Source organism: Roseateles sp. GW821-FHT03B02, from assembly GCF_059421025.1.
The window spans coordinates 89,007-101,204 of record NZ_JBWKUV010000008.1; the positions used below are offsets into that span (position 1 = coordinate 89,007).

The window sequence follows — 12,198 nt, forward strand, 5'->3', positions numbered from 1 at the left end:
GGAGATTGCCGGTGTTTTGTATGGCGAGAGTGAGCTTCGGCAGATGGCAAGCCCTGGCTGGGCTGCTGCTGGCCCTGACGGGGGCGGCTTCAGCCGCCGACTCGGCACCGGGCGCCGGACTGGAGGCCCGCTGGATGCGCGTACCCAAGCTGTACGGCCGCATCACGGCCAACGAGCTGGGCCTCGTCATCAATACGGCCGATGCCTACTCCGTCGCCGTGGGCGAGTACTACGCCAGGCGCCGTGGCATCCCGGCCGAGCAGGTCCTGCGCGTGCATCTGCCCGTGCGCCCCAGCCTCACGCGCGAGGAGTTCACGGCGCTGGACCAGGCCATCCGCAGTCAGATGCCCGAGAACGTCAACGGCCTCGCCCTGGCCTGGGTGCAGCCCTATGCGGTCGACTGCAATTCGCTGACCGGTGCCCTCGGCATGGGACTGCAGCCCGAGTTGTGCTCCAACAGCTGTGCGGCTACCCGCTCCAGCGGCTACACGAGCTATTTCGGCGCCAGGCCCTGGTTGGTCATCGGCCTGCGGCCGACGATGCAGCTGGCGGCGCGCTCGGTGCCAGCGGCCATGGCCATGATCGAGCGCGGCATGGCCTCCGATCACACGCTGGCGGCAGGGGCGACCGAGCCGGCCGTGGCCTACCTGGCCGCGACGCCCGACGCGGCGCGCAATGTCCGCGAACGGCTGTTCCCGCCGGCTGGGCCGGTGCCGGGCGTGGCCGGCTTCGAGGTCGCACGGGTGAGGAGCGATGCGCTGCCGGCCATGCGCCGCATCCTCGTCTACCAGACCGGCCTGGCGCGCGTGCCGGCGCCGCTAGGTGGCGAGTGGCTGCCCGGCGCGCTGGCCGATCATCTGACCTCCCATGGCGGCCTGCTCGACAAGCCGGCCGGCGAGGGCCAGATGAACATCCTTGACTGGATAGACGCTGGCGCGACGGCCAGCTACGGCGCCGCCAGCGAGCCTTGCAACCACCTGCAGAAGTTCCCTCACCCCCAGATGCTGATCCAGGCGTACGCGCAGGGCGTCAGCGCGCTGGAGGCTTACTGGCACAGCGTGGCCTGGCCGGCTCAGGGCGTGTTCGTCGGCGAACCGCTGGCGGCGCCTTTCGCGCCCGTGCCAATCCCCTGAGCGGCTGCCAGGCCGGCGCGCACGGCGCCTTCCAGCGTGGCGGGGTAGGGACCGTCGACATAGTCGCCCGCGGCCCACAGGCCCGGCGCGATGCGCGCCGGAGCGCGTTGCAGGCCGGGGGTGCAGGCGAAGGTTGCGCGCTTCTCGGTCAGCACCTTGTCGATGACCGGGGGCGTGGCCCAGCCCAGCTCGCGTTTGGCCTGGGCGAGTACGGCTTCGGCGCAGCCGCCGTGCGCCACCCAGGGCGCCGCGCCGCTGACGACGAAGGCGAAGCGGCCGGGCGCGCCGCCGAGGGCGCCATGGTCGAAGACGAACTGGGCCGGCGCATCCGGCCCGTCGCGCAGCGCCAGCATCGGCGAGGGCAGGGTGCTGCCGAGGCTGTTCAGGTAGACGGTGATGATGGGCTCGAAGCGTAGGGACTGGGCGGTGGCGGCCCAGTGCGGCGCCACGTTGGCGGCCAGCCGGGCCGCTTCGACGCTGGTGCAGGCCAGCACGACCGCGTCGAAGACCTCGCCGTCGACCCGCCAGCAGGGCTCGATGGCCTGCACGCGCCGGCCCAGGCGCAGGCGCTCGCCCAGCCAGGCGGCGGCCGGGCCGGCCAGCAGCTCGGACAGCGGCCGCCCTGGCAGCAGCAGGTCGGCGCTGCCGGCGCCGCTGAAGAGGGCATCCTTCAGCACGCGCAGGAAGACCCGGGCGCTGGCCTGAGGCGCCGGCGTGTTGAGCGCGGCGACGCACAGCGGCTGGACGAGGTCGCGCTTCACCGGCTCGGGCAGGCCCGCGCACAGCTCGGCCACGCTCAGCCGCGCGTCGCAGTGAAAGCCGCGTGCCAGCCAGCCGCCGGCGGCCACCAGCAGGCCTAGCCGCGCCGATAGCGGCCAGCCGCGGTGCGCGAGCACGCCGCGGGCGAAGGCGATCAGCGGCGGGCCCGGCGGCAGGCGCAGGCCGGGCTCGCCGGGGTAGGGCAGGGCCAGCGGCATGCGCTTCAGCGCGTCCTCAGGATCGACGCCCAGGCGCCGCATCAGCGCCAGGCTGTCGCGGTAGGCGCCGATCAGGATGTGCTGGCCGTTGTCGTATGGAGGTTCTCCCGCAACGCTGCGCGCCCGGCCGCCGAGCTGGGGCGCCATCTCGAAGACGGTGATGTCGTGGCCGGCATCGGCCAGCGCGACGGCAGCCGCGATGCCGGCCCAGCCGCCGCCAACGATGGCGACGCGGCTCACCTGCCGCGCCAATTCGTCTTCATCGCGATCCACAGCTTGCGCAGCGGGGTCAGCGCGATGCGCTGGTGCAGTACCTGGAAGTTCTCGCGTTCGATCTCGACGAGCAGCGCGCGGTAGATGTTGGCCATCATCAGCCCGGGCTTCTGGGCGGCCCGGTCGGCCTCGGGCAGCAGGGCGATCGCTTCGTCATAGAGCCGATGCGCGCGTTCGGCCTGGAACTTCATCAGCGCCGTGAAGCGCTCGCTGTAGCCCCAGGGCTTGCTGCGCAGCAGGATCTCGTTGGCCTTGACGCCGAACTGCTGCAGCTCGTTCACCGGCAGGTAGATGCGGCCGCGGCGCGCGTCGTCGCCGACGTCGCGGATGATGTTGGTGAGCTGCATGGCTAGGCCCAGCTTGTGGGCGTAGTCCACCGTCTGCGGCTGCGTGCGGCCGAAGATGCCGCTGGCGACCTCGCCGACGATGCCGGCCACCAGATGGCAGTAGCGGGCCAGGCCGGGGTAGTCGAGATAGCGCGTCTGCTGCAGGTCCATCTCGCAGCCTTCGATGACGGCGTTGAGGTGGTCGAGGCGGATGTCGTAGGCGGCCGTGTGCGGCATCAACGCCTTCATGCACGGGTGGCTGGGCTGGCCGGCGAAGGCGCTGGCCACCTCCTTGCGCCACCAGGCCAGCTTGGTCGCGGCGACGCCGGCGTCCTGCGTCTCGTCGACGACGTCGTCCACCTCGCGGCAGAAGGCATAGAAGGCCGTGATCGCCGCCCGCCGCGGCGGCGGCAGGAAGAGGAAGGCGTAATAGAAGCTGGAGCCGCTCGCGGCGGCTTTTTCCTGGACGTATTGTTCGGGGCTCATGGTGCGGCCCGCATTGTGAATGCGCGCCAGGCCAGCCGAGGCAGGTCCCAGGCCCTGATCGCGGGGCGGTGCAGCAGGCTGTCCCAACCGCGGGCGGCGATCTTGTCCAGGATCAGCAGGCCGCCCTGCACGACGAAGCGCAGTTCCCAGCCGGAGCGGCCGGGCAGGGTGCGGGCCAGCGGCGCGCCTTCCAGCATCAGCGCACGCGCCCAGGTGCAGAGGTCGGCGATCAGCGCCCGCGCAGCCGGGCTGTCGCGGCAGGCCAGCAGGTCGGCAGCGGTGACGCCGTGCCGGTCGAGATCCATCTGCGGCACATAGAGCCGGCCATTGGGCCCGTCGCGGCTTAAGTCCTGCCAGAAGTTGATGAGTTGCAGCGCGGAGCAGACCGCGTCCGAGCGACGCAGCGAGAGCGCGTCGTTCACGCCGTGCAGGCCCAGCAGCAGGCGGCCGACCGGGTTGGCCGAGCGGCGGCAGTAGTCCAGCAGGTGGTCGCGGTCGCGGTAGCGCGGCGGGGTCAGGTCCTGCTCGAAGGCGTCGATGAGGTCGTGCAGCAGTGCTGGCTGCAGCCGAGGCATCTCGCGGGCCAGCGGCGTGTAGACGCCTGTCCAGCGCGGCGAGGGCACCCGGCCGGCAACGGTGGCGGCCAGGTCGGCACGGTAGTCGCGCAGGGCCTGCGCGCGCTCGGCGGTGCTGGCCTCGCCCTCGTCTGCCAGATCGTCGGCGGTGCGGGCGAAGTGATAGATCGCCACGACGGCCTGCCGCAGCGCCGGCGGGCACAGCACGGACGCAACGGGAAAGTTCTCGTAATGGTCGACGCTCAAGCTTTTTCTCAAGTTCCGCTTGCAAAGCCGCGCTGTACCAGCGAAATTCTGCGAGATTTGACAGTTGTCACAGGGTCTGAATACATTACTGACCCGCCGGTCATTAAATTTCAGGCCGGCCGCTTCACCCCTGCCGAGGTTTGCATGCCCCATCTTCTGCGTCTCGCGTCGCCCTTGCTGTTGGCGGCCCTGCTTTCGGCTTGCGGAAAGCAAGCCGCCGCGCCCGAGCCGGAGCGGGCAGTGCGCACCCAGCTCGTCAGCACCGGCAGCGCGAGCGCCAGCCATGAGTATGCGGCCGAGGTGAAGGCGCGGGTCGAGTCGCGGCTGTCCTTCCGCGTCAGCGGCAAGCTGCTGAGCCGGGCCGTCAACCTCGGTGACGCGGTCAAGGCGGGTCAAGTGCTGGCGCGCATCGATGCCCAGGACCTGAAGCTGGCCGAGGCCGCCGCGAGCGCGGCCGTCATGGCGGCACGCACCAACCGGGACCAGGCCGGGCAGGACTACAAGCGTTTCGTCGATCTGCAGCGCCAGGGTTTCATCAGCGCTGCCGAGCTGGAGCGCCGCGACTCGGCCTTCAAGGCGGCCCAGGCCCAGTTGGAGCAGGCCAAGGCCCAGGCTGACGTGCAGGGCAACCAGGCTGGCTATGCGCAACTGCTCGCCGACGGCGCCGGCGTCGTCACCGGCATCAACGCCGAGCCCGGCCAGGTTCTGGCTGCTGGCACGCCGGTGGTCAGCGTGGCGCTGGACGGTCCGCGCGACATTGTCTTCTCGGTGCCCGAGGACCAGGTCGCCCGCGTCAAGGCCGCCGCGGGGCTGCCCGGCGCACTGAAGGTGCGCCTGTGGGGGGGCGACAAGACCTGGCCGCTGACGCTGCGCGAGGTCGCTGCCGCGGCTGACCCGGTCACGCGCACCTTCCTCATCAAGGCCGACGCCGGCAAGCTGGATGTCAGGCTAGGCCAGTCCGCCACCGTCGTTCTGGACCTGCCGCCGATGGCCGGCGTCATCAAGCTGCCGCTGGCCGCCGTGCTGCAGCAGGGGGGCAAGACCTCGGTGTGGGCGCTGGACGGCGCGTCGATGACCGTCAAGCCCGTGCCCGTGCAGGTGGGAGGGGCCGAGGGCAACGACGTGGTCATCGCGGGCGGCCTGGCTGCCGGCCAGGAGGTCGTCGTGGCCGGTGTGCATGTGCTGAGCCCTGGTCAGAAGGTCAAGCGCTATGTGCCGCCGCGCACCATCGCTGCGCCTGCCGCTCCCGCTCCTTCCGCCGCCTCACGCTGAGCGGGGCCGCGCATGAACTCCCCGATCACCAAACAGCCCCAGGTGGGCGGCTTCAACGTTTCTCGCTGGGCGCTGGAGCATCCGGCCCTGACGCGCTACCTGATGGTGGTGCTGATGCTGATGGGCTTCGTCGCCTACTTTCAGCTCGGCCAGGACGAAGACCCGCCGTTCACCTTCCGCGCCATGGTCATCCAGGCCTTCTGGCCCGGTGCCACGGCGCAGCAGATGGCCGACCAGGTCACCGACAAGATCGAGAAGACGCTGCAGGAGGTGAACCATGCGGACAAGATCCGCTCATACACCAAGCCGGGTGAGTCGCTGACGGTCTTCCAGGTCAAGGACAACACGCCGCCCAAGGAGGTGGCTGACCTCTGGTACCAGACGCGCAAGAAGATCGGCGACCTGCGCGCCACGCTGCCGCAGGGTGTGCTGGGGCCGGTGTTCAACGACGAGTTCGGCGACGTCTACGGCTCCATCTATGCGCTGTCCGCCGACGGCTTCAGCCGCGAGGAGTTGCGCGAGCACGCTGATCGCGTGCGTCAGGCGCTGCTGCAGGTGAAGGACGTGGCCAAGGTGGAGATCTTTGGCGTGCAGCCGGAGAAGCTCTTCATCGAGGTCTCGCAGAAGCGGCTGGCGCAACTGGGCCTGGACTTCAGCCAGGTCATCAACCAGATCGGCGCGCAGAACGCCGTCGAAGGCGCGGGCGTGCTGAACGCCGGCAGCGCGAATTTCCAGATCCGTGTGCAGGGCCAGTTCACGACGGCCCAGGCGCTGGCCGAGGTGCCCATCCGCGCCGTGAATCCTCAGACCGGCGTTGCCAGCCAGATGCGCCTCGGCGATATCGCCGAGATCAAGCGTGCCTATGTGGACCCACCGGCCACCAAGGTGCGCCACCAGGGCAAGGAGGTGCTGGCACTGGGCGTGTCCATGGCAAAGGGCGGCGACATCATCGCCATGGGCAAGGCGCTGGGCGTGGCGCTGAAGGCCGTCGAGCGTGAGCTGCCGGCCGGCATCCAGCTCGAACAGATCCAGGACCAGCCCAAGGCCGTGACGACCTCGGTCGGCGAGTTCGTGCATGTGCTCATCGAGGCCGTCGTCATCGTCCTGGCCGTGAGCTTCATCTCGCTGGGCCTGCACACGCGGCCGCTGCGAATCGACATCTGGCCCGGCCTCGTCGTCGGCATCACCATCCCGCTGGTGCTGGCCATCACCTTCACGACGATGTTCTATTGGGGCGTGGGCCTGCACAAGATCTCGCTGGGCTCGCTGATCATCGCGCTCGGGCTGCTGGTGGACGACGCCATCATTGCGGTCGAGATGATGGTGCGCAAGCTCGAAGAGGGCTACGACAAGATGCACGCCGCCACCTTCGCCTACGACGTGACGGCCATGCCCATGCTGACCGGCACGCTGATCACGGCGGTGGGCTTCCTGCCCATCGGCCTGGCCAAGTCGACGGTGGGCGAATACACCTTCGCGATCTTTGCGGTGACGGCGGCGTCGCTGATCATCTCGTGGGTGGTGTCGGTCTACTTCGTGCCCTACTTGGGCGCGCTGCTGCTCAAGGCCAAGCCGGCGGCCGAAGGCGAGGTGCACGAGCTCTTCGACACGCCCTTCTACAACCGCTTCCGCGGCGTGGTGCGCTGGTGCGTGGAGAACCGCTGGAAGACCATTGCCATCACGCTGCTGGTGTTCGCGTTGGGCATCGTCGGCATGGGCCGGGTGCAGCAGCAGTTCTTCCCGGATTCCAGCCGCCCCGAGGTGCTGGTCGACTTGTGGTTGCCAGAGGGGTCGACCATCCAGGAGACGGAGCTTCTTGCCAAGCGCTTCGAGGCGCGCATGCTCAAGGAGCCGAGCATCGCCACCGTGACGACCTGGGTCGGCTCCGGCGTGCCGCGCTTCTACCTGCCGCTGGACCAGATCTTCCCGCAGGCCAACGTCACGCAGTCCATCCTCGTGCCCAAGAGCTTGGCTGAGCGCGAGGAACTCAGGAAGCGCCTGCCGGCCGTGCTGGCCGAAGAATTTCCCGAGGCGCGTGGCCGCGTGAAGCTGCTGCCCAACGGGCCGCCCGTGCCCTACCCGGTGCAGTTCCGCGTCAGCGGCGCCGACCCCAGGATCGTGCGCGACTGGGCCGACAAGGCCAAGGACATCCTGCGCGCCAGCCCCAACATGCGCGGCGTCAACGACAACTGGAACGAGAACGTCAAGACGCTGCGTTTGAACGTCGATCAGGACAAGGCGCGGGCGCTGGGCGTCACCAGCCAGAGCCTGGCGCAGTCGGCGCGCACGCTGCTGTCGGGCACCGTCATCGGCCAGTACCGCGAGGCCGACAAGCTCATCGACATCGTGCTGCGGCAGCCGCTGGACGAGCGCGCCGTGATCACGGACATCGCCAACGCCTACGTGCCGACGAGCACCGGCCGCGCCATCCCGCTGACGCAGATCGCCAAGGTCGAGTTCGCCTGGGAGCCGGGCGTCATGTGGCGCGAAGGGCGCATGTACGCCGTCACGGTGCAGGGCGACGTGGCCGAAGGCCTGCAGGGCGCGACGGTGACCAAGGAAGTCTGGCCCAAGCTGGACGAACTGCAGAAGCAGATGCCCACCGGCTATCGCATCGACATCGCCGGTGCCGTGGAGGAAAGCAGCAAGGGCCAAGGCTCCATCGCGGCCGGCGTGCCGGTCATGCTCTTCATCACCTTCACGCTGTTGATGCTGCAACTGCAGAGCTTCAGCCGCGCGATGCTGGTTTTCCTGACCGGCCCGCTGGGCATCGCCGGCGTCGCCATGGCGCTGCTGGTGCTGAACCGGCCCTTCGGCTTCGTCGCGCTGCTGGGCGTCATCGCGCTGATGGGCATGATCATGCGCAACTCAGTCATCCTGATCGATCAGATCGAGCAGGACCGCGCCCGCGGTGTGCCGGACTGGTCGGCCATCGTCGAGTCGGCCGTGCGGCGCTTCCGCCCCATCGTGCTGACGGCGGCGGCGGCCGTGCTGGCCATGATCCCGCTGTCGCGCAGCGTGTTCTGGGGGCCGATGGCCGTGGCCATCATGGGCGGCCTTATCGTGGCCACGGTGCTGACGCTGCTGGCCCTGCCGGCCATGTATGCGGCCTGGTTCCGCGTGCAGCGGCCCGAGGAGCACAGCCGCCTGCACAGCCGCTTCGTCGATAGCGAAGTGCCTGACCCGAGCTGACGGTTTCGTCAGGGTTTTGCCGCCCCGTGGACCGGGGCGGCGGGCAGGCCGCGCGAGGTCGCTACAATCGCCGGTTTGCCGAATCGCCTACGGGGTTGCTGAATCCATTTGTTGATCAAAGCAGCCCAACCCAGACCGCGCGGGTGGCGAAATTGGTAGACGCACCAGGTTTAGGTCCTGACGCCTTCACGGGCGTGCCGGTTCGAGTCCGGCCCCGCGCACCACCACTGTCCTTCAACTGTTCCCGAGTCCATCATGGCCGTCACCGTCGAAACCCTTGAAAAGCTGGAACGCCGCATCACTCTGCACGTTGCGGCCGCTGACATCAACAGCGAAGTCGAAGCCCGCCTGAAGAAGCTGGCCCGCACCGTCAAGGCCGACGGCTTCCGCCCCGGCAAGGTGCCGATGAACGTCGTCGCCCAGCGCTACGGCTACTCGGTGCAGTACGAGGTCGTCAACGACAAGCTCGGCGCCGCCTTCAACACCGCCGCCAACGAAGCGCAACTGCGCGTTGCCGGTGCTCCGCGCATCGAGCAGAAGGAGCAGGCCCCCGAAGGCCAGATGGCCTTCGACGCCACCTTCGAGGTCTACCCCGAAGTCAAGATCGGCGACCTGGCCGCCGCTGAAGTCGAGCGCGTCACCAGCGACGTGACCGACGAAGCCATCGACAAGACCGTCGAGATCCTGCGCAAGCAGCGTCGCAACTTCGCCCAGCGCCCGGCCGCCGACGTGGCCCAGGCTGGCGACCGCGTCACCATCGACTTCGAAGGCAAGATCGACGGCGAGCCCTTCGCCGGCGGCAAGGCCGAGGGCTTCCAGTTCCTCATCGGCGAAGGCCAGATGCTGGAGCAGTTCGATGCGGCCGTGCGCGGCATGAAGTCGGGCGAGAGCAAGACCTTCCCGCTGCAGTTCCCCGAGGATTACCACGGCAAGGACGTGGCCGGCAAGGAAGCCGATTTCCTGGTGACGGTCAAGAAGATCGAAGCCCAGCACCTGCCCGAAGTGAACGAGGCGTTCGCCAAGTCCCTGGGCATCAAGGATGCGACGGTCGAAGGCCTGCGCGCCGACATCAAGAAGAACCTCGAGCGCGAAGTGAAGTTCCGCGTGCTGGCTCGCAACAAGGGCGCCGTGATGGACGCCCTGGTGGCCGTCTCCGAGCTGGACGTGCCCAACGCCCTGGTGCAGGGCGAGGCCGAGCGCATGGTCGGCCAGGCGCGCGAGGACCTGAAGAAGCGTGGCGTCAAGGATGCCGACAAGGCCGAGATCCCGGCCGACATCTTCAAGCCCCAGGCCGAGCGCCGTGTGCGCCTTGGCCTGGTCGTCGCCGAGCTGGTGCGTGCCAACAACCTGCAGGCCAAGCCGGCCCAGCTGCAGGCGCACATCGAAGAGCTGTCGCAGAGCTACGAGAAGCCCGCCGAAGTGATGCGCTGGTACCTGACGGACCGCGAGCGTATGGCCGAGGTCGAGGCTGTCGTCGTCGAGAACAACGTCACGGACTTCGTGTTGGCCACCGCCAAGGTGAACGACAAGGCCCTGCCGTTCGACGAGCTGATGGCCCAGGGCAACTGAGAGCCCATCGCCTCACGAAGGCGCCGCGCCGCAAGGCCGGCGCCTTTTTGCTTGCGTGGCCATAATCCGCCCCCATAACGGTTGTTGCTGAATTTGTTTTCAAGGATCTGAATGAGCGCTCTCGACACCAGCAATCTCGGCCTCGTGCCCATGGTCATCGAAACGTCGGGTCGCGGCGAGCGCGCCTACGACATCTACTCGCGCCTGCTGCGCGAGCGCATCGTCTTTCTGGTCGGCCCGGTCAATGATGCGGTGGCCAATCTCGTCGTTGCCCAACTGCTGTTCCTGGAGAGCGAGAACCCCGACAAGGAAATCTCGCTCTACATCAACAGCCCGGGCGGGAGCGTGTCGGCGGGCATGTCCATCTTCGACACGATGAACTTCATCAAGCCCGAGGTGTCGACGCTGTGCATGGGCATGGCGGCCAGTATGGGCGCCTTCCTGTTGTCGGCCGGCGCCAAGGGCAAGCGCTTTTCGCTGCCCAACGCCAAGGTCATGATCCACCAGCCGCTGGGCGGTGCGCAGGGCCAGGCGACGGATATTGAAATCCATGCGCGTGAAATCCTGAAGACTCGCGAGACCCTCAATCGCATCCTGGCCGAGCGCACGGGCCAGACGCTGGAGAAAATCCAGTCGGATACCGAGCGCGACTATTTCATGTCCGCAGCCGAGGCCCAGACTTACGGCCTGATCGATCAGGTGCTGGAACACCGGCCCTGAGTTGTGAGGGGCCGTGACCGGCCCCCGGATTCGCCGCCAAATTGGGGCCCTTATCCCCACGAGGGCCCCTGGATCGTTTGGACTATCATCATTCGAGGCATCCCGCCTCTTCATCGAGCAGTTTCATGGCCGAGAAAAAAGGCACCTCCAGCGAGAAAGTTCTGTACTGCTCCTTCTGCGGCAAGAGCCAGCACGAGGTCAAGAAGCTGATCGCCGGCCCGTCGGTCTTCATCTGCGACGAGTGCATCGAGCTCTGCAACGACATCGTCCGCGACGAGATTCCCGCTCCGGCCCCGGCTGCGCGTGTCGGAAAGTCGGACCTGCCCGTGCCGAGCGAGATCAAGGCCAGCCTCGATCAGTACGTCATCGGCCAAGACGTCGCCAAACGCACGCTGGCCGTGGCGGTCTACAACCACTACAAGCGCCTGCGCCACATGAGCACGGCCAAGGATTCGGTCGAGCTGTCCAAGAGCAACATCCTGCTGATCGGCCCCACCGGCTCCGGCAAGACGCTGCTGGCGCAGACGCTGGCGCGCCTGCTGAACGTGCCGTTCGTGATCGCCGACGCGACGACGCTGACCGAAGCCGGCTACGTGGGCGAGGACGTCGAGAACATCATCCAGAAGCTGCTTCAAAACTGCAATTACGACGTCGAGCGTGCGCAGCGCGGCATCGTCTACATCGACGAGATCGACAAGATCTCCCGCAAGGCCGACAACCCCTCCATCACGCGCGACGTGTCCGGTGAGGGCGTGCAGCAAGCCTTGCTCAAGCTTGTCGAAGGCACGATGGCCTCGGTGCCCCCGCAGGGCGGCCGCAAGCACCCCAACCAGGACTTCCTGCAGATCGACACGACCAACATCCTGTTCATCTGCGGCGGCGCCTTTGATGGCCTGGAGAAGGTCATTCAGAATCGCAGCGAGAAGTCCGGCATCGGCTTCGGCGCGACGGTGAAGAGCAAGAGCGACAAGAAGGTCGGCGAAGTCTTCCGCGAGGTCGAGCCCGAGGACATCATCAAGTTCGGCCTCATCCCCGAATTGGTGGGGCGCCTGCCCGTCGTCGCCACGCTGGGCGAGCTGACCGAAGACGCGCTGGTCCAGATCCTGACCGAACCCAAGAACGCCCTCGTCAAGCAGTACCAGCAGCTGTTCGAGATGGATGGCGTGGAACTCGAGATCCGCAAGCCGGCGCTCGCCGCCATCGCCCGCAAGGCCCTGGCCCGCAAGACCGGCGCGCGCGGCCTGCGATCCATCATGGAACAGTCGCTGATCGACACCATGTTCGACCTGCCCGCCCTGGACGGCGTCGAGAAGGTCGTGCTGGACGAGCACAACATCGAGGACGCAACGGCACGCCCCTTGCTGGTCTACCGCGAGCAAGCCAAGGCCAGCGCCTGAGCCACCAGCCTTCTTATCCGCTTGCAATCGCC

At 67.9% G+C, this 12,198-nt stretch carries 9 protein-coding genes and 1 tRNA gene; 7 read left to right on the forward strand and 3 right to left on the reverse strand.

From position 1 onward, the window contains the following. The first annotated feature begins 29 nt into the window (after nucleotides 1-29). Nucleotides 30-1,133: a TIGR03790 family protein gene (locus AC07VX_RS20155; RefSeq protein ID WP_493166281.1), complete on the forward strand. Its 1,104-nt coding sequence runs from the start codon at nucleotides 30-32 to the stop codon at nucleotides 1,131-1,133. On the opposite strand, the gene hpnE is transcribed toward AC07VX_RS20155, so the two are convergent. From hpnE to hpnC, 3 genes are read right to left on the reverse strand one after another with little or no spacing between them, the layout of a single operon-like run. Continuing rightward, nucleotides 1,073-2,383: a hydroxysqualene dehydroxylase HpnE gene (gene hpnE / locus AC07VX_RS20160; RefSeq protein ID WP_493183944.1), complete on the reverse strand. Its 1,311-nt coding sequence runs from the start codon at nucleotides 2,381-2,383 to the stop codon at nucleotides 1,073-1,075. The genes AC07VX_RS20155 and hpnE overlap by 61 nt on opposite strands. After that, complete coding sequence (gene hpnD, locus AC07VX_RS20165) at nucleotides 2,347-3,195, reverse strand: presqualene diphosphate synthase HpnD (protein ID WP_493166279.1); 849 nt, start codon at nucleotides 3,193-3,195, stop codon at nucleotides 2,347-2,349. Before hpnD ends, hpnE begins: the two co-directional genes overlap by 37 nt. Then, nucleotides 3,192-4,016, reverse strand: coding sequence for a squalene synthase HpnC (gene hpnC, locus AC07VX_RS20170; RefSeq protein WP_493166278.1), 825 nt, complete (start codon nucleotides 4,014-4,016; stop codon nucleotides 3,192-3,194). The genes hpnD and hpnC overlap by 4 nt, the downstream gene beginning before the upstream one ends. A 240-nt stretch (nucleotides 4,017-4,256) precedes the next feature. On the opposite strand from hpnC, the gene AC07VX_RS20175 reads away from it, so the two are divergent. The 6 genes from AC07VX_RS20175 (at nucleotide 4,257) to clpX (ending at nucleotide 12,166) form a co-directional block, all read left to right on the forward strand. Further along, nucleotides 4,257-5,288: an efflux RND transporter periplasmic adaptor subunit gene (locus tag AC07VX_RS20175; protein ID WP_493166277.1), complete on the forward strand. Its 1,032-nt coding sequence runs from the start codon at nucleotides 4,257-4,259 to the stop codon at nucleotides 5,286-5,288. Between the two features lie 12 nt (nucleotides 5,289-5,300). After that, entirely contained in the window at nucleotides 5,301-8,480 is a 3,180-nt protein-coding gene (locus AC07VX_RS20180) for an efflux RND transporter permease subunit (protein WP_493166276.1), read from the forward strand. A gap of 137 nt (nucleotides 8,481-8,617) precedes the next feature. Further along, nucleotides 8,618-8,704 (forward strand) — tRNA-Leu (locus AC07VX_RS20185). A 31-nt stretch (nucleotides 8,705-8,735) separates the two neighbouring features. After that, on the forward strand, nucleotides 8,736-10,049 hold the full coding sequence (gene tig, locus AC07VX_RS20190; RefSeq protein ID WP_493166275.1) for a trigger factor: 1,314 nt from the start codon (nucleotides 8,736-8,738) through the stop codon (nucleotides 10,047-10,049). 111 nt (nucleotides 10,050-10,160) lie between these two features. Beyond that, a complete protein-coding gene (clpP, locus tag AC07VX_RS20195; protein ID WP_493166274.1) occupies nucleotides 10,161-10,769 on the forward strand; it encodes an ATP-dependent Clp endopeptidase proteolytic subunit ClpP in 609 nt (202 codons plus the stop codon). A gap of 125 nt (nucleotides 10,770-10,894) precedes the next feature. Beyond that, entirely contained in the window at nucleotides 10,895-12,166 is a 1,272-nt protein-coding gene (gene clpX, locus AC07VX_RS20200) for an ATP-dependent Clp protease ATP-binding subunit ClpX (protein ID WP_493166273.1), read from the forward strand. The last annotated feature ends 32 nt before the right edge of the window (nucleotides 12,167-12,198 follow it).